The organism is Victivallaceae bacterium (assembly GCA_036659455.1).
Taxonomy (GTDB): Bacteria; Chlamydiota; Chlamydiia; order Chlamydiales; family Chlamydiaceae; genus JAVXCN01.
The window spans coordinates 576,563-600,410 of sequence record JAVXCN010000001.1 but is presented as its reverse complement, the minus strand read 5'-3'; the positions used below and the strand labels follow the sequence as shown (position 1 = coordinate 600,410).

The window sequence follows — 23,848 nt, the reverse complement described above, 5'->3', positions numbered from 1 at the left end:
ATAATAAAAGAATATGTTTAAGAAATTTAAACCTAAAACTCCGGGGACTAGACAGCTTGTTTTGCCTGTTTATAATGAGTTGACAATGGAAGGCGATCTTTCCGGAACGAAGTCAAGAAAAAGCATAAGGCCTCATAAAGGATTGTCCTTTTTTAAGAAGAAAACCGGTGGTCGGGACAATTTAGGGCATATCAGTTGTCGTCATAAAGGCGGAGGGGCTAAGCAACTCTATCGTGTTGTCGATTTTCGACGCGGTAAGGATGGTATACCTGCTCGGGTTGCTACTGTCGAATATGATCCCAATCGTTCCGCTCATATTGCTTTAGTGAATTATTACGATGGTGAAAAGCGATACATTTTAGCTCCGAAGGGGCTTAAAATGGGAGATAACGTGGTTTCCGGGGAAGGCAGTCCTCATAAAATCGGTTGTTGCATGAGTCTTAAAAGCATCCCTCTGGGTACCGCGATTCATAATATCGAGCTGCGTCCCAACAAAGGGGGAAAGATGGTTAGATCGGCCGGTCTTTCCGCTCAAATTATTGCCAAATCTTCCGGCTATGTGACGTTAAAAATGCCTTCCGGTGAATTTAGGTTGTTTAATGAAAATTGTAGAGCGACTATCGGTGAATTATCTAACGGAGATCATAATCTCAGAGTTGAAGGTAAAGCCGGTCGTATGCGTTGGAAAGGTGTCAGGCCAACCGTTCGCGGTACGGCGATGAATCCCGTTGATCACCCACATGGTGGCGGTGAAGGAAGACATAACGGATATATTCCTAAAACTCCCTGGGGAAAAATGACTAAAGGTTTAAAGACTAGAAATAAACGTAAGTCTAATGAATGGATTGTTAAAGATCGTAGGAAGTAGTTGTTATGGGTAGATCATTAAGAAAAGGGCCTTTTGTGGATCATCATCTATTGGAGAAGGTTCGTCGAATGAATGAAGCAGATAAGAAAATGCCTATCAAGACTTGGTCTAGGCGTTCTATGATTATTCCCGAAATGGTCGGTTTGACCTTTGAAGTGCATAACGGTAGGAAATTTCTTTCTGTGTTCGTTTCCGAAACAATGGTCGGGCATAAGCTGGGAGAATTTTCTCCTACACGGTTGTTTAAAAGTCATCCCGTTAAGAAGGGTTAGAATTTAGGGAGAAAAAGAAGATGTTGTTTAAGGCTCAAGCTCGTTATGTTAGAGTGCCTCCTAGAAAGGCTAGATTAGCTGCAGGATTAATTAGGGGGTTGTCCGTCGTCGATGCTGCCGTGCAGTTGGGTTTCTCTCAGGTAAAAGCCGGAAGATTGCTTAAAAAGGTGTTGGATAGTGCCGTGGCGGGGGCTGAACTTCAGGAAAACGTTAAGCGTTCCGATTTGAATGTGTTGGAAGTGCGTATTGATGAAGGGCCTCGTTATAAACGGGCCAAATCCAAAAGTAGAGGCGGGAAAGCGCCTATTTTAAAGCGCACTAGTCATTTAACTGTGATAATCGGTGAAAAATAGGTTTTAGGAGAGTTATATGGGTCAGAAAGGCTGTCCGATTGGATTCAGAACGATAATTAATAAGAACTGGAAGTCCATTTGGTACGGAAATAATCAGGAATTCGGTCAATTTTTGATTGAAGATTTCAGGATTAGAGAATTTTTAAAGAAAAAATCTTCGTGTCAAGGAGCTGCCGGGTTTAGTATTCGGCGTATGAGTGAAAAAGTCGAAATCACGATTCACACTTCTCGTCCGGGTTTGGTTATCGGTAAAAAAGGAGCGGAAGTCGACATTCTTAAGGCAGAGCTCAATAAATTGACCGGTAAGCAAATTTGGTTAGAAATCGAGGAAATCAAGAGACCTGAGTTAAATGCCAAATTAATGGCTGACGGTATAGCAAAGCAAATCGAAAGGAGAGTTGCGTTCAGAAGAGCTATGAAGAAGGCTATTCAGTCTGTAATGGATGCCGGAGCTTTGGGGGTTAAGGTTCAGGTTTCCGGTCGTTTGGCAGGAGCCGAAATAGCCCGGTCCGAGTGGTATAAAGAAGGGAAAATACCTCTGCATACGCTTAGAGCCAACATTGATTATGCGACCGCTAGGGCCGAGACGACATACGGTAGTATCGGTGTTAAAGTTTGGATTAATTTAGGCGAGAAGTCCTCGATTGTTAAGAAAAGCAAAGAATAGTATTGTCGGACGGGTGAATAAATTAAGGAGTTGAAGAGGCACGATGTTGTTACCTAAGCGTACGAAGTTCCGTAAACAACAAAAGGGACAGTTTGCAGGTTTAAGTAAAGGCGCTAATTTCGTCGATTTCGGTGAGTTCGGCATGCAAACGTTAGAACGAGGGTGGATTACCAGTAGGCAGATAGAATCATGTCGTGTAGCCATCAATAGACATTTGAAAAGACGAGGTAAGGTTTGGATTCGTATATTTCCTGATAAGAGCGTTTCCAAGAAACCTGCCGAGACTAGGATGGGTAAGGGAAAAGGAGCTCCCGATCATTGGGTAGCCGTTGTTCGCCCCGGTCGAGTATTATTTGAAGTAGCAAACGTTTCTAGAGAAGAGGCTCAAGATGCCTTAAGAAGAGCAGCAGCTAAGCTTGGATTAAAGACGCGTTTTGTTAAGCGAGTTGAGAGGGTTTGATGATTATGAAGGAACGAAAAAAAGATCGAATGAGTCTTATCGGTGGTTTGCGTGAGTTGGATGCGATTGCTCTTAACGATAAGCTTTTATCGCTCAAAAAAGAATTATTCTTGTTGAGGGCCGATAAAGCTATGAATAGACAAGTAAAGGTACATCGTTTCGGAGCGATTCGGAAAGAAATTGCTCAAGTAATGACCGTAAAATCGGAGAAAATGAGGTGTTATGGTTGAGATAGAAAAAATTCGAGGTAACAGAAAAACTAAGACGGGAGTAGTGGTCTCTACTAAAATGGATAAGACGGCTATAGTTAGAGTCGAGAGAGTTTTTGCTCATCCGCAATATTCGAAGGTTGTTAGGACCTCAAAGAAGTATTATGCTCATAATTTGGTTGAGGGCATTAAGAAAGGAGACACCGTTCGTATCGTGGAATCCAGGCCTATTTCGCGTTTGAAGAGATGGCGGATTTTAGAATGCGTGTAGGCGTAGGTTGTTAAGCAGAGCAGGTTTATGATTCAGCAGGAAAGTCAATTAAAGGTTGCCGATAATTCCGGTGCTAAAAAAGTTAAGTGTTTTAAAGTGCTCGGAGGCTCTAAGAGAAGGTACGCGCACGTCGGAGATATAATCGTTTGTTCGGTAAGAGATATCGAACCTGATAGTTCTATTAAGAAGGGCGATGTCGTTAAGGCCGTAATAGTAAGAACTAAGAAAACTATTTTAAGATCGGATGGATCCAGTCTTCGATTTGATACGAACAGTTGCGTGATTATCGATGACAAGGGAAATCCTAAGGGAACGAGGATATTCGGTCCTATAGCTAGAGAAGTACGGGACAGAGGTTATGTTAAAATCAGTTCCATGGCGCCGGAGGTTATATAGATGAATACGCATAGTAAAACGATCCGTAAGGGCGATAAAGTATTTGTGCTTTCCGGAAACGATAAGGGCAAAATTGGTGCAGTCCTTGCTTTTATGAAGGATAAGGTTGTTGTTGAAGGCGTAAATGTTCGAGTAAAGAACATTAAAAAATCTCGTGAGCATCCTAAAGGAAAACGTATTAATATCGAATGCCCGGTCCATATTTCAAACGTGAGACTTTCGATTGATGGCAAAAAGTCTTCTTTAATTGTTCGTTTTAATGAAGGTCGCAAAGAGATCTGGAATCGTCAGCCGGACGGCAAAGAGGTGCTGTATCGTGTTGTAAAGGAGAAGAAAGATTAGTATGAGCAGATTGAAGGATTTTTATTTAAAAGACGTTAGAACGAAATTAAACGATATGTTCAGCTACTCTAATTGTATGCAAATCCCTGTCTTAAAAAAAATTGTGATTAGTATGGGATTAGCTGAAGCCTCTAAGGATAAAAATGCCTTTCAGGATCATATTTCGGAATTGACTATGATTTCCGGGCAAAAGCCTCTTATCACGAAATCGAAAAATGCTATTGCCGGATTTAAGCTAAGAGAAGGACAAGGCATTGGGGCAAAAGTAACTTTGCGAAGTGTCAGAATGTTCGATTTCATGGATCGATTTTGTAACATCGTTTCGCCTCGTATTCGAGATTTTAGAGGTTTTACGAGAAAAGGCGACGGTCGAGGTAATTATTCTTTAGGGATTGATGATCAACAAATCTTTCCTGAAGTTAATTTGGATTTGGTTAAGCGTAGCCAAGGTATGAATATTACTTGGGTGACTACGGCCTCTACCGATGAAGAATGTTTGGAATTATTGGGGCTGCTTGGCCTTCGTTTTAAAAAGACTTAATATTAAGAGGGAAGGATGACTTCAGTAAGCGATCCTATAGCGGATCTTTTAACGAGAATTAGAAATTCTTTGAAGGCAGAGCATCTTTTCGTTGATGTGATGCATAGTAAAATGAGGGAAGAAGTTGCTAAGATTCTCAAAAAGAACGGTTTCATAGCTCATTATTTAGTAAAAGAAGAAAATAAAAAAAGAACGATGAGAGTTTTCTTAAAATATAAGGAAAATCGTCAGTCTATCGTTAGAGTTTTAAAGAAAATTTCCAAGCCTTCCTTAAGGGTATATGTTTCTGTTGATAAGATTCCTTATGTTTTCGGGAATATGGGAATATCTATTTTGTCAACATCTCAGGGTATTCTTGACGGATCTTCCGCTCGTGCCAAGAATATCGGTGGCGAGTTGCTTTGTTTGGTTTGGTAATAAGTTGAGGTCTAAGTAAAGTTATGTCACGTAAAGCTCGAGAACCTATTCATTTTCCTAAGGAAGTTCAAGTAAATTGTACCGAAACCGAAATTACGGTTCAGGGTCCGAAAGGAACTCTTTTGAAAAAATTAATGCCCGAAGTGGTGATTTCTATCGAAGATAACAAGATTACGGTCAGTCCTGCTGAAAATGTGGTTGAAAAGCCCGGTAAGTTTCAAGGATTGTATTGGGCTTTAATTGATAATATGGTCAAAGGGGTTTGTTCAGGTTTCGAGAAAAAATTGGAAATGAATGGGGTAGGATATAGGGCTGTCGTTCAGAATGCCGTTTTGGATTTGTCCATTGGGGTGTCTCATCCGGTAAAAATGCCGATACCTCAATTTTTAGAAGTAAGCGTTGAAAAAAATACGATTATTTTGATTCGAGGGCTTGATAAGCAGCTTGTAGGACAGTTTGCGGCAAGCATTCGTTCGAAACGTCCCCCTGAACCTTATAAAGGTAAGGGTATTCGTTATGCGAATGAATATGTACGTCGAAAAGCAGGAAAGACTGCTAAAACGGGAAAAAAATAGGTAATTAGGCAAGAAGATAGAGTTATGGAAAGTTCTTTAGCTAAAAAACGTTTAATGAGGAGTCGTAGGAGTTTGCGAGTTCGTAAGAAATTACGAGGTTCTCTTTTAAGGCCTAGACTTTGTGTAGTTAAAACTAATAAGCATGTTTATGTTCAGTTGATTGATGATGATGAAGGTCGAACGTTGGCAGCGATCTCAACTCGCTCTAAATCCGTGAAAGACACTTCGTATACCCAAAAAAATAAAGAGACGGCAAAGTATTTGGGTGGGCAAATTGCCGCGCTTGGAAAAGCTTTAAATCTCGAAGGAATCGTATTTGATAGAGGGCCTTTCAAGTATCACGGCATAGTAGCTATGGTGGCTCAAGGAGCCAGAGAATGCGGTTTGCAATTTTAAGAAGGATAAGTAATGACATCATCATCTAAAAATTCTCATAGAGAAGATCACCTCGAAGAAAAAGTTTTGTTCGTCAATCGATGTTCTAAGGTTGTTAAAGGCGGACGCAAGTTCAGTTTTTCGGCTTTGATTTTAGTCGGTGACGGCAAGGGAACGGTCGGTTACGGTTTTGCAAAAGCCAACGAGTTGACCGATGCTATTCGGAAAGGTGGAGAGGCCGCTAAAAAAAATCTTATCAAACTTGATTTTTTAGAGGGCGAGTCCGGTTCCATACCTCATGAAATTATGGTTAATTTTGATGGAGCTAATTTGCTTTTAAAGCCCGCTAAACCCGGAACCGGTATTGTTGCGGGATCACGTGTTCGTTTGATTTTGGAAATGGCTGGCCTGAAAAACGTTGTGGCTAAGAACATCGGCTCCAATAATCCTATTAATCAGGTAAAAGCGACTTTTAAAGCTCTTTCGAATTTAACGGTTAAGGATGTCGTGTTTAAAGAGAGAGGTCTTGTATGAATCGAATGATGACTTTAAACAGTTTTGGTCATAAAAAACCTCGTAGAAAACTATTGGGAAGAGGTCCTTCTTCGGGGTTAGGAAAAACTTCAGGTAGGGGACATAAAGGTGATGGCTCTCGTTCCGGATATAAGAGAAGATTCGGTTACGAAGGGGGTGGTGTCCCTCTTTACAGAAGATTGCCGACCAGAGGGTTCTCCAATGTTCGGTTTGCAACGAAGGTTGCCGAAGTTACGACGGGTCGTCTTGAGAAGGTTTTCGGAGTAGGTGAATCCGTGACTTTAGATGTTCTTAAGGAAAAATATTTGGTTCCGCGAACCGTTAAAAAAGTTAAAATTATTCTCAAAGGAGAGTTGACAAAAGACTTGATTTTCTCGGATAAGGCACTTGTTTTGTCTTCGGGAGTTAAAGAACTTTTGGGAATCGGAGGAGATTAAGCGGATGATCGCAATGTTTAGAAGAATTTTGGGAATTTCGGAGTTAAGACAACGAATATTTTTGACCTTTATTCTTTTAGCAGCTTGTCGAATCGGAGTATTTGTGCCGGTCCCCGGAATAAACGGAGCGTTGGCTCTTTCTTATTTCAATCAGATTATCGGAGGCGGACAAAATTTATTTCAGATGGTCGATATTTTTTCGGGAGGAGCTTTTGCGCAAATGACGGTTACCGCATTAGGTGTAGTTCCTTATATTTCCGCTTCCATCATTGTACAGCTCATTCTGATTTTTTTACCTTCTCTTCAGAGAGAAATTAGAGAAAATCCCGAATTGGGAAAACGTAAGATCGGTAAATATACAAGGTTGTTTACCGTTTTTTTAGCTCTTATACAATCTTTTCTCTTTGCCAGATTTGCTTTGAAAATGAATCTAGCCGTTCCGGGTATCGTTCTTCCGGCTATGCTCACGGAGACGTTTTTCACCGGACCTTGGATGTTTTATTTGACTACAGCCGTTTTTATGACAACCGGAACCTTAATTTTGATGTGGGTCGGCGAGCAAATTTCCGATAAAGGTGTCGGTAACGGAATCAGTTTGATCATAGCTCTCGGAATTCTGTCTTCTTTTCCTACGGTTATCGGTTCGATAATCGGTAAGTTTAATTTTTTATCGGAAGGTCCCGGTGAGTTGAATTTATTGTCTTTGTTGATTTTGGTAGTCGTATTTATCTTTACTCTAGTAGCTACTATTTTGATTATCGAAGGAATGAGAAAAATTCCTGTTCAGCATGCCAGAAGATTTGTGGGTAGGAGAGAGGTTCATGGCGGTGGTTCGTATCTTCCTCTAAAGGTGAATTATGCCGGTGTGATCCCCGTGATTTTTGCTTCATCCTTATTGATGTTTCCGGCCACTTTGGGACAGTTTTTGGGTCCGAATTCTTCATTTTCGTCAATCACGAGAATGATATCGCCCGGTAGCTGGTTTTACGCTTTCCTTTATGTTTTTTTGATCATATTTTTCACCTACTTTTGGACTGCGACTCAGTTTCATCCGGAACAAATAGCTTCGGAAATGAAGAAAAACAATGCCTTTATTCCCGGTGTAAAGCAAGGAAAGGCTACTAAAGCTTACCTGGAATATACTATGAATAGGGTTACTTTTATCGGCGCCGTGTTTTTAGCGGTTATAGCCGTTCTTCCTTCGATCTTGGGTCGTTATTTGAAAGTTGATACAACAGTGAGTTATTTTCTCGGAGGTACTGCTATGTTGATCATAGTAGGTGTAGTTTTGGATACTATGAAGCAAATCGACTCTTTTTTATTAATGAAACGTTATGACGGTTTGATGAAGAAAAGTCGAGGAAAGTAAGATAAGGAACATATTGAAAAATAACTCTTTTTCTATTAGCATTTTTCATTTTTAACAGAGAGAAAATTAAATGCCTCGTATTATTGGTATAGATATTCCGGCAAAGAAAAAATTGTTTGTTAGTTTGACTTATATTTACGGTATCGGTCGTGCTTTGGCTATGGAAGTTATTCAAAAATTGAATTTGAACCTGGATATAAGAGCTTCCGATTTAACGGATGAGGAGATTGGGCGCCTTAATACACTACTGCAGTTCGAATATGTCGTTGAGGGAGATTTAAGGAGACGGGTTCAGTCCAACATTAAACGTTTGATTGCAATTCATTCTTATCGAGGGTTAAGGCATCGTCTGTCGTTACCGGTTAGAGGGCAACGTACTAAAACGAATTCTCGTACGCGTAAAGGTAAGCGAAAAACCGTTGCGGGTAAGAAAAAATAATTTTTAATTAAGGAGTTTGTTTTGGCTAAGAAACAAATGCAAGTCAAGAAAGGCGTTAAAGGTTCAAAAAAGAAAGTCGTTAGGAATGTGCCTTCCGGAATAGTTCATGTTAAGGCAACCTTTAATAATACCGTGGTATCGGTTAGTGACCCTGCCGGTAATGTTATCGCATGGGCTTCTGCAGGAAAAGTCGGATATTCGGGGTCGCGAAAGTCTTCGGCGTTTGCTGCAACGGTAGCTACTCAGGATGCCGCGAAGATTGCGATGGGTAATAGTGGAATGAAGGAAGTAGAGGTTAACCTTAAAGGAACCGGTGCCGGAAGAGAATCGGCCGTAAGAGCTTTGATAAGTTCCGGATTGGTTGTTTCGGTTATCCGAGACGTTACTCCGTTGCCTCATAACGGTTGTAGACCTAGAAAAAGACGTAGGGTTTAGGAGGAGATTATTATAATGACGGAGCAAGAACAAGCGGTTTCACTGCTTTACGATAAATTTGAATTGCCCGAGTTTGTTAAAATGGATGCCTTGAAAGGAGACGATATGAGCGTGAAGGCACGTTTTATCGCGGAGCCTTTGGAAAGAGGTATGGGGCATACTTTAGGAAATGCTTTGAGGAGGATTCTCCTGATCGGTATAGAAGCCCCTGCCATAGTTTCGTTTTCGATGGACGGTGTGTCGCACGAGTACATGGCTTTGGAGGGTGTTGTTGAAGATGTAACCAATATAATTTTGAATCTTAAAGGCGCTTTGCTGAAAAAATTCGCTTCTGAAGGAAGTCCTCTAGGAAGAGGCGTAAGAACGCTGACTACGGATTTAAATATAGATGCCGCAGAGTTGGCTGTTTGTGGCGGAGGAAAAAAAGTCATTTTATCCGATTTGATTCCGGAAGGGGACTTTGAGGTTATTAATCCGGAACATCTTATTTTTACGGTAACGAAGCCGATGAGTGCTCGAATCATGTTAAAGGTAGCATTCGGAAGAGGGTATTCGCCTTCGGAAAGAGTAAGCATAAAAAATAAAACGGTTGATGAAATTGTTTTGGATGCATCTTTTTCTCCTGTTGTTTTAGTGAACTATTTTGTTGAAGATACGCGAGTCGGTCAAGATACCGATTTCGATCGTTTGGTTTTGGAAGTAGAAACCGACGGTAGAGTTTCTCCTAGAGAAGGATTGGCCTTTTCTACAAAAATTTTGGCAAAACATTTAGCCGTTTTTGAAAAAATGGACGAGAGAAAAATCGTTTTTGAGGAGAATATTTTAGTCGATAAAGAAAGCAAAGATGAAATTTTACATAAACTTGTTTTGGGTATTAATGAAATTGAGCTTTCCGTTCGTTCGACTAATTGTTTGTCTAACGCAAATATCGAGACGATTGGTGAGTTGGTTATTATGCCGGAGCCTAGGTTGTTGCAGTTCAGGAATTTCGGTAAAAAATCTTTATGTGAAATCAAGAATAAATTGAAAGATATGAAACTTGAATTGGGGATGGATTTGACTCAGTTCGGAATTTCTTTGGAAAATGTGAAAGAAAAAATTAAATGGTATGCTGAAAGGGTACGATCTAAGAATACTAAAGGATAAATGATCGATGCAACACGGTAGAAAAAAATTTAGAGTTAGTAGAACCTCTGCACATAATCGATGTATGATCGCCAATATGCTTAAGTCCTTAATTCATTTTGAAAGGGTTGAAACGACCTTAGTTAAGGGGAAAGAATTGCGTCGTCATGCCGATAAGATGATCACATTAGCGAAAAAAAATGATTTGGCTGCGCGGCGTCGCGCTATAGCTAAGTTGATGATTCGCTTTAATTTTTTGGATTCGAAAGAGCGTAGAGCCGTTAAAGCAGGTGATATCTCGTCTTATAATATTGACAGACAGGTGATTGATAAGTTGTTTGGTGTTTTGGGTAGTCGCTTTATTTCTCGTCAAGGAGGATACACTCGTATTTTCAGAACGCAAAATAGGGTTGGTGATAATGCTCAAAAATGTATTATAGAATTTTTGAGTGATTAATTTCATTTAAAGACAATTCTGTTATGAGAAACTAGGGAGTACTGTAGGGGTATGAGAGTAGCAATCAATGGTTTCGGTCGGATAGGACGTCTTGTTTTGAGACGTATTTTGAGCATAAAATCTCCATTGGAAGTAGTTGCTGTTAATGACTTAGTCCCTCCCGATAACTTAGTTTATCTCCTTAAGCATGATTCGACTCACGGTCTTTTTTCTGAAAAGATGGAACTTAACGGTGATGTTCTTAACGTTAACGGATCGTCGATTAAGTTTTTGCAGGAGCGTTCTTTGCAGAAATTGCCTTGGAAAGATCTGGGAGTCGATGTTGTTCTTGAATCAACCGGCTTATTTACTAAAGAAGAAGATGCAAGGTTGCATCTTGAGTCTGGGGCTCATAAGGTTCTTATTTCCGCTCCGGCGAAAGGAAATGTCCCTACCTTTGTGATAGGAGTTAATGAAACGACTTATGATTCCGGTAAGGATCATATTGTTTCGAATGCTTCTTGTACTACGAATTGCTTGGCGCCTCTTGCGAAAGTTTTATGCGATAATTTCGGTATAGAAGAAGGATTAATGACTACCGTTCATGCGGCGACAGCTACTCAACCTGCCGTTGACGGTCCTTCTAAGAAAGATTGGAGAGGAGGGCGCGGATGTCTTCAGAATATTATTCCGGCTTCTACGGGAGCCGCTAAGGCCGTTACGCTTTGTTTACCGCAGTTGAAAGGTAAATTGACCGGAATGGCTTTTAGAATTCCGGTAGCTGACGTGTCCGTAGTTGATTTGACGGTAAGACTTTCTAAGGCGACCTCTTATGAAGATATTTGTACGGCCGTAAAAACGGCTTCGGAAGGTCCTATGAAAGGGATTTTAGGTTATACGGAAGAGCAAGTAGTGTCTTCGGATTTTATAGGTTCTTCGTATTCTTCCGTTTTTGATGTAGGTGCGGGAATAGCCTTGAACGATCGGTTTTTTAAACTGGTGTCTTGGTATGATAATGAACATGGGTATGCTTGTCGAGTAGTAGACTTAATGCAGTATATGGTAGCCCATTTATAAAGAAGTGAAAGGTTTAAGTAGTGTATTTTACGAGAGAACCCGTAATAGAAACTGTTGTAACTTCCAGAGAAGGCTATAAGCTTACGATTCGTAGTGCTAAAAATCCATCTTTTGAGCCTCTTGTCGTTGATGCTTTGGAAGTCGTTTCGTTGGGTAGAAGTTGTTTTTTTAGAAATTCCGATAGGACTAAATCGTTTTTATTGCCGATTTCGGATTATGAGGTTTTTGAAATAAGAGATGCTCGAGTTAATCTTAAAGCCCTGGTTGTTGAAAAAGGAATTAAGATTGCGGGAGGACGAGCTGCATCATTAAAAATCCCGAAAGATAAGGCTTTACAACCCCTAAACGGAAAAGCGGTAGAAAAAGAAAAGGCTCCATTAGTCGAAATTATCGAAGAGGTTATCGATAGTTATACGGGGGCATCGCCTGAGGATATGGTGGTATCGGTTGCGGAAGCGGCTTCCGGCTCGAAGTCTAAAAAGTCTTGGAAGGAAAAGAAGCATAACAAGAAGAAGTTTAAGGAGAGTTCCGAAGAGAGAGTCAAATCCTCCGAAAGTTCTAATGAAGAATCTCCCGCTAGTGATAAGAAATTTTGTCTGATACCTCCTCCGGCTCTTTTGATTTCGGAAGTTATAGGGAGTTTTAATCCTTCCGTATTTAGAGAAGAGAAACCATGCGTTTCAGAGGCGCTTATTGGAGACAATGATCAGGAAATGTCATGCAACGGGAAACATATTTTAATAGCTGAAGTCGATTCATTCGATCCGATATCATTGACGAATGTTTCTTGTCCTGAAAGTCCTTTCCTAGAGGAAGACACTTTTTCCGTGAATTCCGTTTTTGAAACCGACGATTTTTAATCATATTTGTTGACTCTTAAGTTCCAAGTTATTTAGTCTTAATATCTGTTTGCTCAGATGGTGGAATGGTAGACACTAGGGACTTAAAATCCCTTGGGCGTTAGCCCGTGCAAGTTCGAGTCTTGTTCTGAGCATTTTCCGGTTAGATGTTCCGTATTGTTGTCTGTGTCTTATATTTTCGAATGCTTTTTCTCTTCTTTATTTTTCGTCTTTAGTTTCTTAAAAAGCATTATATGCTTTGTTTTAGCTGGACTTTCAGCAGGAGCTTCTATGCATTTTGCAAAAGTCGTTGAAGGAATGATCAAAGAAGATGCAGCCGCAGTCAAAAAACTTCGAGCAGTGTTACTTGAAATGCAACGATATTTTCAGAAAGAATTTCAATCTATTGAAAAATGCAAAGTTCATGTTGCCGGAAGAGAATGGAATGTTTTGAAACTTCAAGAATATTTTGATAATATATCTCTTTTCAAAAGCGATTTATTTTTTCGATGCTTTATGCTGGATCATTCAGTTCAAGTGACATTCGATTTAATCAAGATGGCAGGACATCCCGATGCTGCTAATAACCAAGACGTGTCTGAACTATGGTGTGCGATTATCGAATGGTGGTCAATAAATAATCAAGGAAGCCGACGAATAGAAGCTCTTGAGACTTATTTCAATAAAAATTTCTTTTTACGTGGTGTGATTCGGATGCGTTTCTTAAAACGTAATCCCCAAAAGGCCGATTGCTGTTGTTTCAAAAAAAGAAAGAGCTGCCATTGTTGGACGATTTCCGAAGAATCGAATGCTTTGATTAAAACATTAATCGGGAAATTATCTGCGGTTCCGGCAAAATCGACCTAAGCAATAAACAAGTGTTAGTTTTCTATTAATTTCTGCTTTATTAACAATTCGGCATTCAGCACGGCACTACCGACGGCTCCTCGAATTGTGTTATGTAAGAGAATGACGAACTTCCAATCTAAAACGTTACAGGGACGCAGTCTTCCGATGCTTATGCTCATTCCTCGTCCTAAATGACGATGAAGACGAGGTTGCGGATAATCGTCATGATTGAAATAAATGATGGGGTGTCTGGGTGCGGAAGGTAATTTGAGTTTTTGTGGGTCTCCGGAAAAATTTTTCCAATGATTGAGTAATTGTTTTTGAGTGACTTTGTCTTTGAATTTGACTGATACGCAAGCTAAGTGACCGTCCAGAACAGGAACTCGTGTGCAGTGAGCGCTAATTTCAATAGGATAGGGGCGAAGCACACCTTCGTGATATGAACCTAAGATTTTCAGGGGTTCCGTTTCCAATTTTGATTCTTCTCCGGGAATATTCGGAATCACGTTATCAATGATATCGAGCCCTGAAACGCCGGGATATCCGGCTCCCGAAAGAGCTTGTAAAGTGGTAATCTGTACTTTTTCGATTTCGGACAGGAATAAAAGAGGCTTTAAGGCCATGGTTAAGCCTATTACCGAACAATTAGGATTGGTAATAAGACATCCTTTTTTTGAAAAAGGTTGCTGGGTGATTAAATGTAAGTGGGAAGGATTGACCTCCGGTATGACTAGGGGAATGTCCGGATCCATTCTGTGATGTGAGGAATTGGAAATAACTATGTAACCTTGCGATGCTCGATTCGTTTCGATCTCTCCCGCTACAGAGTTATGTAATCCGGAAAAAAGAAGAACGCAGTTGGAAGTATCCGAATAATCGGAAACAATAATACGAGCAATTTTTCGTTTAGGAGGTGTAGGCAAAAGCCAACGTGTCGCTTGTTGATAAGTCTTATTTTGAGATTTCGGTGAAGCGGATAATAGGATAATTTCAAACCAAGGATGATGAGATAGCAATTCAACGAATTTTTGTCCTACCATGCCCGTAGCGCCCAAGATTCCTACGGGGATTTTTTTCATATGATTCCCCATATCGCTTTTAATATAGACATAGTTTAATTTTACTTTCTTAAAATTATTTACGGTTGCTTAATTGATTCGTAATTGACGTTGATTATGCGATCCCAAACGAAAATAAAACCAGCTCAATTTAAATTCGTTTTTATTTTCGAACTTTCAGGAGAAGATATGTACCCGGGAAAAGAAGAGATAGGATTAACGATTAGAGATGAATTCCGGATTAGGGTTCCGGGAGCCTCTTTACGGAAACTGTTTTTAATAAGAATAGGGATGTTTTTTTGACTTATGGGAAGTAATGCAAAACAGTGAATGACTTTAGCCCCTAATAAGGATAACTCCATAGCTTTTTCGTAATTCAGTTCAGGAATTACGGATGCATGACAATCTTTTTTCGGATCGGCAGTCATAATACCATCAACATCGGTCCATAATTCCACGACATCGGAATCAAGAGCGGCTCCTAAAACTGCTGCCGTATAATCGGACCCCCCTCTTCCCAAAGTGATCGGTTCGTCTTTTTTCGTCGCAGCTATAAATCCTGGGACAATAACTACCGAAACATTTGATTTAAAGTAATTTATGATCCTGTCATTCGTTATCTTAAAATTGATATGGCCTTGTCCGAAATTCCTATCCGTAACAATGATCGTTTCGGCATTTAATAAACGTGCGTTTACGATATATTTTTTTAGAGCTTCACAAAGAATGAGTGTCGACATTTTTTCTCCGTAACCCATAAGTTCGTCCAGAGATTTTTTAGATAACTCGCCGTTTCGGATGATTGTCGATATACAAGTATTCAGGTCATTGAAAACGGTATCCAGTTTATCCAATAAGAATGGTACGTGTGTGTGTGGTAGCAGTGCGATTGCAGTATCGATATGTCTTTGTTTGATTTCTTCCGATAAATTAGAGTATCCGGTTTGTGCTTTAGCTTTTTGACCAAGTTCGATTAATTGATCGGTGACGTTTCCGAATGCGGAAAAAACGACGACTAATTGGGAAGTCGATGCATATGTCGTTAATATGATGTCGAGAACATTTTCAATAAAAGCAGGATTATTTAAGGAAGAACCTCCGAATTTAAGAACCTTTTTTACCATGGATTGTCTGCTAGACTGCATAAGAGATACCTCTGATATCTTTTTCTTGATACGCAACCGCATCGGTTAGCACGTTTAGAAATCAATTAATGAGATTAAACTCGATTTCGGAAGGCAAGCATAAGCTTGGCTTAACTTAAGAATCCAGTGCCCTATCGAATAAAATAGCTTTTATGGAGCAGGTTTTTTATCAAAAAGAATTATTGAAGTAAATACAAATCGGAAATCTTTGCGTTGGATGGATCGATTTTATATTGAATTTTCTTTTCGAAAACATAATAATCTTAGTCTTTGATAGTCACTTGGTTGTAACTCATGAATACCATTATTTCTGTTTTTTTGTTCTTAATCGTTTGCTCTGGATCTTGCTTGGGAAAAAGCCATATCATTCCTTCAAAATCGAATCGGCATCAAGAAGAATATTTTTTTCAAGGCCATAAAAGTATAGTCTCATCGAAAAAAAATTGTCTTTCGATGACATGCAGAAAAGATTCTTTATACGGAAGAAAAGGATGTTTTTGCTTTTCAATTCTTAATAACGGGACACAACCTGTTAATATCTATCCTCATAATTTGAAAGTGTACGATCAAGACGGACGAGCCATTCAAATCATCAGCTTAGAGAAACAGTTGAAAACCGCCGATAGTGATCATAGATGGAACGGGTTGTTGGCAGATATTTCCTCCTTATTTGAAATGTGGTCGGCACAGGATGCCGGAAAAACTTATAAAAGGGGAACAAGTTACGGACCCAACGGTGTTACCGTTTTTGAAGGACAAAGTAATAACGAATACCAACGGCGACAAGCTTGTGATCAAGTGGCAAAAGAATCCGTTATGACTAGAGATTCTTTAAATGGGTATCATGAACTCGTAAAAACGGGACTTAAAAAGCATTATTTTCAGACAGTTACTGTTTTCCCCGGAAAAATTCATTCCGCTAATTTAGAAATTAAGTTACCGAGAGCTTTGATGAAACGCTTAAGATACCTTGTTTTCGAGTATGATGTATGTCAGGAAAAGCATTTGTTTTATTTTCATATCCGTTAAACGGATAAATTTTTGGGATTCAAAAAGTTTTCTTTCAAAGAAAAAAATAGTTGAACATTCCGTTCATAAACTTTCATTTTTATGATATACGAAGGTTATTAGGGAATTTGCTGTTTGGTGCGGATGTTAATGTTTACTTATACTTTATTAAGTAGATTTAAACGATTTGTAATAAGCAAATTTTATTTAAAAAATCAGCAAGAAGAAGATGCATTATCTTTTTTATTGCTTGATTGTTTGTATCAAGCCGTTCAGTCCGCGCAGGAATCTGATGTTTCAGTTCGTATTTTTTCGGAAATCTGCGACGGAATGAGTAATGATTTAAAAATTGATATTAAAAAAAAAAGCTTTCAGAATGTGGATCCTTCCGTTCGGTCGGAAGATGATTTTGTATCTGAAGAAATCTTAGATCTTGAAAAATCAACGGTCGACATTGGACTTTCGGATCTTAATGAAGATGATTCGGAGGATAGAGAAAATTTTTATAAAGAAGAATTGCAAGAGGATAACGCTTGGCTTCGTGAACATCTCGTAGTAAAGATGCAGGATTGTAGGGCTCACGAAAATCTAATTGCCGGTCTAAAAAGGGATTTGACCATGTTATCCCAGCGCTTAGAGATAGCCGAAGGGAGACGGTTGTGTTACGAAAATCAAATAAAAAGCTTAGAAGAACAATTGGAGTTCTTGATTATGGATAAAGCTGGCAAAGAATCGGAAGTAAAATTATCCAAAGAAAATTTATGTCCGGCTGATTCCGAACGCATTACGGCATACATCAAATTGTTGGAACAGAAGGATGACTTGTTAACGGTGTTAAGGGATGAAAATTTATCTTTGAAGAAACGGATTTTGGATCTGACGAACAGATTGGACAAGTTAACTTCTGAAAAAGAATGTGAAGTCCAAGATTTTCGAGAGCGTGCCGATCATCTTAAAATTCAATTAGAATCTCGAGAGCAAGAGCTTGAATTATCAAGAAAAAAAATATTACATTTAAGAGACTTGGAACACGATTTTAAAGACATTTTGTTGGAGTTGGAAATTTTGAGAGATCAAAAACAACAAGTGTCCGATCCTGGGAAAACTTTCATTAAACTCAAAGAACGTTTGTCAGAACGTATAGAGGAGATGGGATTGTTGCAACAGTCGATAGAAACGACTCAAGGATCGTTGGAAGAAGTAGACGTAACCGTTAAGGATGAAGATCAAAATTTCGAAAAAGTCCATGATAAGAACGTTAAGTTTGAAGCGACTCTTAATGATCTGAGAGATTTTTTGAATCGTAAAGCGGAAGAGGAAGGTATTGAAAGTCTCTTGTCCAATGAGACTGATAATTATCTATGAACGATCCTGATTTAAAAATTCTAGGTATCGATCCCGGCACGATTAAAACGGGTTATGGTATGATTTCGTATGCCATGTCTTCCGGAAAGATGAATTCCTTAGGATACGGGCGCATTTTAGTGAAAGAAAAATTTGCTCTGGCCGATAGATACAAGATTTTATTCACCGAGATGAAAGAAATTATAGCTTCTTTTCGTCCCGATACCGTTTCTATAGAAACGCAGTTCGTTAAATTGAATCCTCAGACCGCATTGAAGTTGGGTATGGCAAGAGGCATTATTATATTGGCTGCTTCTCTTGAAGGCATTCCGGTATTTGAATATTCTCCGAGAGAAGCTAAAAAGGCCGTTGTTGGAAATGGAAGTGCTTTGAAAAATCAAGTTCAGTTTATGGTAAGTCGGATATTATCTCTTCCGGAGTCATTAGGTTGTGATCAAGAAGATGAGGCGGATGCCTTGGCTCTTGCGATTTGTCATATTCATGCTACATCCTTGAGCAATTTATCGAAACGGTTGGCAAAGCATGTTTGATTATTTAAAGGGAGAACTGGTTTGTGTCGATGATGCTTTGATAGCGGTTCTGGACGTTTCCGGGGTAGGATATAAAATCTATCTCAACGAAAGAAGTGCTCGATCACTGAAGAATCGGTTGGGTGAAAAATTGTTGCTTTATGTTTCCTTAGTCGTCAAAGAAATCGAATCGTCTCTCTACGGATTTATAACACGTGGGGAGAGAGAATGTTTTAATTTTTTAGTATCTCTGTCCGGAATCGGTCCTAAAACAGGTTTGAATGTCTTAAATTTGTTCAGTCTGTCGGATTTGCTGGAGATTGTTAAAACGGAAAACGTTCGAGCAATAGCTACGGTCCCTGGAATAGGTAAAAAAACGGCTGAAAAATTAATGGTGGATTTGAAAAATAAGATACCTACTCTCTTTAAATCCATTGTTGTTGAAGGTGAAGAACAACCGGTTAAAACTATCGACGGTTCTCATGAAACGGTTCTTCAAACGTTGCTTAGGCTGGGGTATCCGAGATCTATGGCAGAATCAATGTTGGCTAAAACTCTCGATTTAGTGCCTGCAGAAAGAGATGCTTCCGTTCTACTTAAGCTGGCTCTCAAAAACAAGAGATAATTTTTATAGATTACTTGTTTATTCTTACGATATACTCCTTTCTTTTTCATTCAATAATAAGGAAAATTTAGTTTTATGGTTTTAGAAAAAACATTATCGATTATTAAACCCGATTCCGTAGGAAAATCCAATATCGGTCGAATCATTGCCCGATTTGAACAGGAAGGATTTAAAATAGCTGCAATGAAGATGATACAATTATCTCAACATGAAGCCGAAGGTTTCTATGCGGTTCATAAAGCGCGTCCTTTTTTTCAGGAGTTAGTGGATTTTATGATTTCCGGTCCTATTGTGGTTATGGTTCTGGAAGCCGAAAATGCCGTCACGAGAAATAGAACGGTTATGGGAGCCACCGATCCTTTGAATGCAGTTGAAGGAACATTGAGAAAACAATTCGGTGAATCCGTAGGAATGAATGCCGTTCACGGTTCCGATTCTCAAGAAAATGCTGCTATTGAGATTAAATATTTTTTCAATGACCTTGAGATTGTTAATCCGGTTGTCGGTTAAAATGAATTTTAGCAGTAGATCTTCTGTGAGGACGATTTATTATCGAAATGATTTCTTCCAATTCGATAGAGAGGAATGTTTGATGCTCTCGGAGATCCGATAATAATCGTTCTAAAAATACGGAAGGTTGAGAATAGAAATTCTTTAAAGGTACTAAAAACTCTTCATGAGTTCTGTTGTTTCTGTATTCCGGCTGTTTTGGAGGAATTTTAAGATAACGATTCATTAGTTTAATATTAGTATCCCAAAGGAAAGACGAATGATGGACCCATCGCTTTTTTTGGATATACTGAGCGTTACCGCCAATCTTTTTATGTCCGATCACATAGTCATTGTTTCGGACATCGAAGTCCGGAGGAAAAGTTTTCGCGTAAAGTTGCTTTGTCAGCGCCATTAATTCTTGTGGGTTGATAAGAGAAGACGTTTCCGTACTGCAAATCCATGAAACCATAATAACATCGTCATTAATAAATACGGTTCCTCCTCCGCTGAATCTTCTAATAACTGTTAGGTTGTCGGAAATAACCGTTTCTTTGAATAAGACCTCATCGATATCGGAAGAAATTCCGAGTACGATTGCCGGAGGAGGAGAAGAATTAATTAAGCAGAGATTTTGATCGGATACTCTAAGAAAAGCTTCTTCTATTTGTAATTGAGTTTCAATATCCAAACCGGAAACTTGAAGCAACAGTATTTTAGGAGGAAGCATATTTTTTAAGTGCTATGATAAGAATTTGTACATCAGCCGAGGCAATGCCTGAAATTCTGGAAGCTGCTCCGATGGTTGTAGGCTGAAATTTAAAGAATTTTTCTCTAGCTTCAAGACTCAATCCCAGTGTGGTCTCATAATTAAAGTCTTCGGGAATGCGAGTGGATTCGGCTTTTGTGAGATTGGCGATCGTTATTTTTTGTCGGTCTATATAACCTGAATATTTTATTTCGGTTTCGATAATCGTACGAAGATCTTTAGTAAAATCAATAACGTCTTCCGGGTAAGATTCCAGTAGTTGTGAATAAGAGCATTCGGGACGACTGAGAATTTTAAATAAAGAAACCGTGTTTTTATCTTCTTTTTTGAAAATTTTTCTTAAACGGTTTAATTCATTCGTGACAAGAGTTTGTTTTTCTTGCACGGCAGAATACTTTTGTTGAGAAATCAAACCTAATTCGTATGCATAGCCACTTAAACGTTCACAAGCGTTGTCTTGTCTTAACAATAGACGATATTCCGAACGACTCGTAAACATGCGATAAGGTTCATCTAATATTTGCGTTGTGAGATCATCGATCATGACTCCTAAATAAGATTCATGGCGCTTAGGAATGAAAGGGGCCTGTTTTTTGATTTTTAAAACGGCATTGATGCCGGCGATTAAACCTTGTCCGGCAGCTTCTTCGTAACCCGTAGTTCCGTTAATTTGTCCGCAGAGAAATAAATTTTCGATGATCTTCGTTTCTAATGATGGTCGAATATGGTTGCCGGAGACAAAATCATATTCAATGGCATAAGCCGGTCTAGTAATAACGGCCTGTTCCATACCTTCGACAGATCGCACGAGATCTAATTGCGTTTCGCAGGGCAAAGAAGTCGATAGTCCATTGATATAAATTTCTTGCGTTTGAAGCCCTTCCGGCTCTAAAAAAATATGATGTCTTGACTTATCCGAAAATTTAACGATTTTATCTTCTATGGATGGACAATAGCGGGGACCCGTACCGGTAATACGACCTCCGTAAAGAGCCGATTTTTCTAAATTGCGTTCTATAATGCACTTTGTTTTTTCAGTCGTATGGGTTAAATAGCAGGAAACTTGTTTAAGAGAAGGAATAAAAGGTTTCGTATAATGAGAAAAACAAACGCCTTCTTCACCGGGTTGTTCTTCCATAACCGAAAAATTGACGGATGATGCAAGAATTCGAGGAGGAGTTCCCGTTTTCAACCGGCTTATGGTAAAACCAAGACGAGCCAATATTGAAGATATTCCGGAAAATGACGGATCTCCGGCTCGACCTCCGGAATAATTCAGATGACCTATATGAATTAATCCTTGCATGAAAGTGCCGACCGACAGAATCACGATTTGTGATTTATAAATGACGTTTTCACGGGTAACTACTCCTGAAATACAATCATTTTCAAAGTATAAATCTTCAACGGAAGCCTGAAGTAAATGTAACCTCGGAGTATTTTCCAAGATATTTTTCATTAAAGAATGATAAATCGATTTATCGGATTGTGCGCGCGGAGAATGGACCGCGGGTCCCTTAGTGCGGTTGAGCATACGAAATTGAATGCCGGAGCCGTCTGCAACAACTCCCATTATTCCGCCTAACGCATCTATCTCACGAACGATGTGCCCCTTAGCAACCCCGCCGATAGCCGGATTGCAACTCATCTTTCCTATGCCATCCAAATTAGAGGTAACCAAAAGAACGTTAGTTCCCATCTTTGCACAAACATGAGCGGCTTCGCAACCGGCATGACCAGCTCCGACTACAATCACATCATAAGCGGTAGGATAGACCCACATAGGAACTATTTGTTTTTATGGCGATTTTGGCGACTTCTTTTTTTGCGCTTATGTTTAGCGATCTTGTATTTTCGTTTTTTCTTTACGGAAGACATATACTCTTGAGTTCAAGATTCAAAAACGGACGACCATAACACCTTTTGATTAAGAATACAAGATTTCATTCCGGAATTCTGAGAGAAAAGCCAAGAAACGGATATATACCGATAATATTTTAGTCATTATCGAAAGAAGCATGATTCCGAAAACGTGCAAATTCTTTTTCGAAAACTAAATTAACGGAACCTATGGAACCGTGTCTATTTTTAGCGACAATGAGCTCCGCCATCCCCGGTTTGTCATGCGGATCGTAATATTCTCTTCGAAGGAGAAACATAATTAAATCCGAATCCTGCTCTATACTTCCGCTTTCCCTTAAATCACTCATCATAGGTCTATGATTAGCCCGATCCTCCACTTTTCTGGATAATTGGGATAAGCATAAGATAGGTATATCGAGTTCTCGTGCCAGATTTTTTAACATTCTGGAGATTTCGGAAATTTCGTTTTGTCTGCTTTCCTGTGTTCTGAAAGAACCCGACCCGGAAAGGAGCTGTAAATAGTCAATAACCAGGAATCGAATATCGTAATTTTCTTTCATACGACGAGCTCGAGCTCTTAAATCGGTTACCTTAAGTCCGGGGTGATCGTCTATGAAAATAGTCCGGTCTTTATTTTGGAGTTTTTTGACTGTTTCGAATATCCTTTGAAATTCCGCACCATTAAGGTTTCCTAATATTATTTTTTGATGCTCAACTCCTGCTTGGGAACAAATGATTCGGTTCAGTAGCTGTTGGGCTGTCATTTCCAAAGAAAAAATACCTATTGAGAGGTTCTCGTATAAACAAATATTTTCTGCAATGTTAATGGCTAAGGCCGTTTTACCCATAGCGGGGCGAGCGGCTAAAATCATCAAATTGGAGTTCGAGAATCCGTTAACCAAAAGATCTAAATCTATGAAATGCGACGGCATTCCCGTAATTTTAGGTTGCAGTCCTGCTCCAATTTCTTGAAAAGTAGCTTGTCTTGATTCCAGCTCATCCAAATAAGGTTTAGAGTTGATTCTTCCCGATAATAAATCCGAAATTAAAACGCCTTTTTGGTTATCGGTTTTTTGGCTAATCAAAAAGAAAGCGTGTTGAGCTTCATCGAGAGCTTCCGTAACGTCATCCGGTTCCTCCATCGCTTTTATTCTTATATCAGTCGATACTTGAATCATTTGTCTTAGAATTGATTTGGATTTGATCAAACGAGCGTATTCTTCAATGTGTACGGAGGTTCCGGCGAATTGAACAAGAGAAATGAGAAATGCGACCCCGCCTATTGCTTCCAGTCGATCGGTTCTTCTTAATTCTTCGCTGACTAAATGCAGATCGACGGGTTTGTCTTCTCTATAAATTGATAGCATGACTTGAAAAATTATTTTATGTTCCAAGTAATAAAAATCATTCTCGGAGAGAACTTCGGCAACTGTGTTCAGGCTGTTAATGTTTGTTAACATAGAGCCGAGAACAATCATTTCAGAGTCTTTCGAATGGGGGGCTATTCCCTCCCGATTTTTGGAAGCCTTCGATGAAGTCGTCATATTGTGTCCATACTCTGTACATTATCTTTTTTGTTAATAACCTTATAGACAATAGGATTATTAATAGAAAGTTTATGAAAAGATTATTAAAGAAAGGACCTCATAATTCGGAAGTTCCCGTAAGTCAAAGGAGCTTGTCATCCCAGGGTTATTATTGACTTTTTAGGATAGAATAATCGATACTGCT

General features: G+C 39.3%; 33 protein-coding genes and 1 tRNA gene. 29 read left to right on the top strand and 5 right to left on the bottom strand.

Features of this window, described 5'->3' with window-relative positions; all coding sequences use genetic code 11:
* Positions 1–13: 13 nt before the first annotated feature.
* The 24 genes from rplB to RSA43_02725 all read left to right on the top strand — a co-directional run bounded on the left by rplB (position 14) and on the right by RSA43_02725 (position 13,304).
* Positions 14–868, top strand: coding sequence for a 50S ribosomal protein L2 (gene rplB / locus RSA43_02840; protein ID MEG2496221.1), 855 nt, complete (start codon positions 14–16; stop codon positions 866–868).
* 5 nt (positions 869–873) lie between these two features.
* On the top strand, positions 874–1,140 hold the full coding sequence (gene rpsS, locus RSA43_02835) for a 30S ribosomal protein S19 (GenBank protein MEG2496220.1): 267 nt from the start codon (positions 874–876) through the stop codon (positions 1,138–1,140).
* Positions 1,141–1,160: 20 nt separating this feature from the next.
* A complete protein-coding gene (gene rplV / locus RSA43_02830; protein MEG2496219.1) occupies positions 1,161–1,493 on the top strand; it encodes a 50S ribosomal protein L22 in 333 nt (110 codons plus the stop codon).
* A gap of 16 nt (positions 1,494–1,509) precedes the next feature.
* The gene (rpsC, locus tag RSA43_02825; protein MEG2496218.1) at positions 1,510–2,160 is read left to right on the top strand and encodes a 30S ribosomal protein S3; all 651 of its coding nucleotides are present in this window, start codon (positions 1,510–1,512) and stop codon (positions 2,158–2,160) included.
* A gap of 43 nt (positions 2,161–2,203) precedes the next feature.
* Positions 2,204–2,620 (top strand): 50S ribosomal protein L16, encoded by a 417-nt coding sequence (gene rplP, locus RSA43_02820; GenBank protein MEG2496217.1) that lies wholly within the window; start codon positions 2,204–2,206, stop codon positions 2,618–2,620.
* 5 nt (positions 2,621–2,625) lie between these two features.
* A complete protein-coding gene (rpmC, locus tag RSA43_02815; protein ID MEG2496216.1) occupies positions 2,626–2,850 on the top strand; it encodes a 50S ribosomal protein L29 in 225 nt (74 codons plus the stop codon).
* Complete coding sequence (gene rpsQ, locus RSA43_02810) at positions 2,843–3,100, top strand: 30S ribosomal protein S17 (GenBank protein MEG2496215.1); 258 nt, start codon at positions 2,843–2,845, stop codon at positions 3,098–3,100. The genes rpmC and rpsQ overlap by 8 nt, the downstream gene beginning before the upstream one ends.
* Positions 3,101–3,127: 27 nt before the next feature.
* Complete coding sequence (gene rplN, locus RSA43_02805; protein MEG2496214.1) at positions 3,128–3,496, top strand: 50S ribosomal protein L14; 369 nt, start codon at positions 3,128–3,130, stop codon at positions 3,494–3,496.
* Complete coding sequence (gene rplX, locus RSA43_02800; GenBank protein MEG2496213.1) at positions 3,497–3,838, top strand: 50S ribosomal protein L24; 342 nt, start codon at positions 3,497–3,499, stop codon at positions 3,836–3,838.
* Between the two features lies 1 nt (position 3,839).
* The gene (gene rplE / locus RSA43_02795; protein ID MEG2496212.1) at positions 3,840–4,379 is read left to right on the top strand and encodes a 50S ribosomal protein L5; all 540 of its coding nucleotides are present in this window, start codon (positions 3,840–3,842) and stop codon (positions 4,377–4,379) included.
* Positions 4,380–4,394: 15 nt separating this feature from the next.
* Positions 4,395–4,796 (top strand): 30S ribosomal protein S8, encoded by a 402-nt coding sequence (gene rpsH, locus RSA43_02790; GenBank protein ID MEG2496211.1) that lies wholly within the window; start codon positions 4,395–4,397, stop codon positions 4,794–4,796.
* A 23-nt stretch (positions 4,797–4,819) separates the two neighbouring features.
* Positions 4,820–5,371 (top strand): 50S ribosomal protein L6, encoded by a 552-nt coding sequence (gene rplF, locus RSA43_02785; protein ID MEG2496210.1) that lies wholly within the window; start codon positions 4,820–4,822, stop codon positions 5,369–5,371.
* A gap of 24 nt (positions 5,372–5,395) precedes the next feature.
* A complete protein-coding gene (gene rplR / locus RSA43_02780; protein MEG2496209.1) occupies positions 5,396–5,767 on the top strand; it encodes a 50S ribosomal protein L18 in 372 nt (123 codons plus the stop codon).
* A gap of 12 nt (positions 5,768–5,779) precedes the next feature.
* The gene (rpsE, locus tag RSA43_02775) at positions 5,780–6,280 is read left to right on the top strand and encodes a 30S ribosomal protein S5 (protein ID MEG2496208.1); all 501 of its coding nucleotides are present in this window, start codon (positions 5,780–5,782) and stop codon (positions 6,278–6,280) included.
* Positions 6,277–6,717 carry a 50S ribosomal protein L15 gene (gene rplO, locus RSA43_02770; protein ID MEG2496207.1) on the top strand — a complete coding sequence of 147 codons (441 nt, stop codon included), beginning with the start codon at positions 6,277–6,279 and terminating at the stop codon, positions 6,715–6,717. Before rpsE ends, rplO begins: the two co-directional genes overlap by 4 nt.
* 13 nt (positions 6,718–6,730) lie before the next feature.
* Positions 6,731–8,086 (top strand): preprotein translocase subunit SecY, encoded by a 1,356-nt coding sequence (gene secY, locus RSA43_02765; protein ID MEG2496206.1) that lies wholly within the window; start codon positions 6,731–6,733, stop codon positions 8,084–8,086.
* A gap of 70 nt (positions 8,087–8,156) precedes the next feature.
* The gene (gene rpsM / locus RSA43_02760; GenBank protein MEG2496205.1) at positions 8,157–8,525 is read left to right on the top strand and encodes a 30S ribosomal protein S13; all 369 of its coding nucleotides are present in this window, start codon (positions 8,157–8,159) and stop codon (positions 8,523–8,525) included.
* A gap of 36 nt (positions 8,526–8,561) precedes the next feature.
* Entirely contained in the window at positions 8,562–8,960 is a 399-nt protein-coding gene (gene rpsK / locus RSA43_02755) for a 30S ribosomal protein S11 (protein ID MEG2496204.1), read from the top strand.
* 15 nt (positions 8,961–8,975) lie between these two features.
* On the top strand, positions 8,976–10,106 hold the full coding sequence (locus tag RSA43_02750) for a DNA-directed RNA polymerase subunit alpha (GenBank protein ID MEG2496203.1): 1,131 nt from the start codon (positions 8,976–8,978) through the stop codon (positions 10,104–10,106).
* A 7-nt stretch (positions 10,107–10,113) separates the two neighbouring features.
* Positions 10,114–10,542 (top strand): 50S ribosomal protein L17, encoded by a 429-nt coding sequence (rplQ, locus tag RSA43_02745; GenBank protein MEG2496202.1) that lies wholly within the window; start codon positions 10,114–10,116, stop codon positions 10,540–10,542.
* Between the two features lie 51 nt (positions 10,543–10,593).
* Positions 10,594–11,598 carry a type I glyceraldehyde-3-phosphate dehydrogenase gene (gene gap / locus RSA43_02740; protein ID MEG2496201.1) on the top strand — a complete coding sequence of 335 codons (1,005 nt, stop codon included), beginning with the start codon at positions 10,594–10,596 and terminating at the stop codon, positions 11,596–11,598.
* A 20-nt stretch (positions 11,599–11,618) separates the two neighbouring features.
* Positions 11,619–12,458: a hypothetical protein gene (locus RSA43_02735; protein MEG2496200.1), complete on the top strand. Its 840-nt coding sequence runs from the start codon at positions 11,619–11,621 to the stop codon at positions 12,456–12,458.
* Between the two features lie 51 nt (positions 12,459–12,509).
* A tRNA-Leu gene (locus tag RSA43_02730) sits at positions 12,510–12,592 on the top strand.
* A 136-nt stretch (positions 12,593–12,728) separates the two neighbouring features.
* Entirely contained in the window at positions 12,729–13,304 is a 576-nt protein-coding gene (locus RSA43_02725) for a hypothetical protein (GenBank protein MEG2496199.1), read from the top strand.
* A 14-nt stretch (positions 13,305–13,318) separates the two neighbouring features.
* Here RSA43_02725 and asd read toward each other — a convergent pair whose 3' ends face one another.
* Both asd and RSA43_02715 read right to left on the bottom strand, forming a co-directional pair.
* On the bottom strand, positions 13,319–14,365 hold the full coding sequence (gene asd, locus RSA43_02720; protein MEG2496198.1) for an aspartate-semialdehyde dehydrogenase: 1,047 nt from the start codon (positions 14,363–14,365) through the stop codon (positions 13,319–13,321).
* 125 nt (positions 14,366–14,490) lie between these two features.
* Positions 14,491–15,489 (bottom strand): aspartate kinase, encoded by a 999-nt coding sequence (locus RSA43_02715; protein MEG2496197.1) that lies wholly within the window; start codon positions 15,487–15,489, stop codon positions 14,491–14,493.
* Positions 15,490–15,783: 294 nt separating this feature from the next.
* Here RSA43_02715 and RSA43_02710 point away from each other — a divergent pair, with 294 nt between their 5' ends.
* The 5 genes from RSA43_02710 to ndk all read left to right on the top strand — a co-directional run bounded on the left by RSA43_02710 (position 15,784) and on the right by ndk (position 19,506).
* Positions 15,784–16,518 (top strand): hypothetical protein, encoded by a 735-nt coding sequence (locus tag RSA43_02710; protein ID MEG2496196.1) that lies wholly within the window; start codon positions 15,784–15,786, stop codon positions 16,516–16,518.
* A 129-nt stretch (positions 16,519–16,647) separates the two neighbouring features.
* The gene (locus RSA43_02705; GenBank protein MEG2496195.1) at positions 16,648–17,862 is read left to right on the top strand and encodes a hypothetical protein; all 1,215 of its coding nucleotides are present in this window, start codon (positions 16,648–16,650) and stop codon (positions 17,860–17,862) included.
* Entirely contained in the window at positions 17,859–18,392 is a 534-nt protein-coding gene (gene ruvC / locus RSA43_02700) for a crossover junction endodeoxyribonuclease RuvC (protein MEG2496194.1), read from the top strand. Before RSA43_02705 ends, ruvC begins: the two co-directional genes overlap by 4 nt.
* Entirely contained in the window at positions 18,385–18,996 is a 612-nt protein-coding gene (gene ruvA / locus RSA43_02695) for a Holliday junction branch migration protein RuvA (protein MEG2496193.1), read from the top strand. The genes ruvC and ruvA overlap by 8 nt, the downstream gene beginning before the upstream one ends.
* Positions 18,997–19,071: 75 nt before the next feature.
* Complete coding sequence (gene ndk, locus RSA43_02690; GenBank protein ID MEG2496192.1) at positions 19,072–19,506, top strand: nucleoside-diphosphate kinase; 435 nt, start codon at positions 19,072–19,074, stop codon at positions 19,504–19,506.
* Here ndk and RSA43_02685 read toward each other — a convergent pair.
* The 3 genes from RSA43_02685 to dnaB all read right to left on the bottom strand — a co-directional run bounded on the left by RSA43_02685 (position 19,487) and on the right by dnaB (position 23,661).
* Positions 19,487–20,215, bottom strand: a complete 729-nt coding sequence (locus RSA43_02685; protein ID MEG2496191.1) for a lipoate--protein ligase family protein — start codon at positions 20,213–20,215, stop codon at positions 19,487–19,489. The genes ndk and RSA43_02685 overlap by 20 nt on opposite strands.
* Positions 20,202–22,037 (bottom strand): tRNA uridine-5-carboxymethylaminomethyl(34) synthesis enzyme MnmG, encoded by a 1,836-nt coding sequence (gene mnmG / locus RSA43_02680; protein MEG2496190.1) that lies wholly within the window; start codon positions 22,035–22,037, stop codon positions 20,202–20,204. The genes RSA43_02685 and mnmG overlap by 14 nt, the downstream gene beginning before the upstream one ends.
* 214 nt (positions 22,038–22,251) lie before the next feature.
* Positions 22,252–23,661, bottom strand: coding sequence for a replicative DNA helicase (gene dnaB / locus RSA43_02675; GenBank protein MEG2496189.1), 1,410 nt, complete (start codon positions 23,659–23,661; stop codon positions 22,252–22,254).
* Positions 23,662–23,848 lie beyond the last annotated feature (187 nt).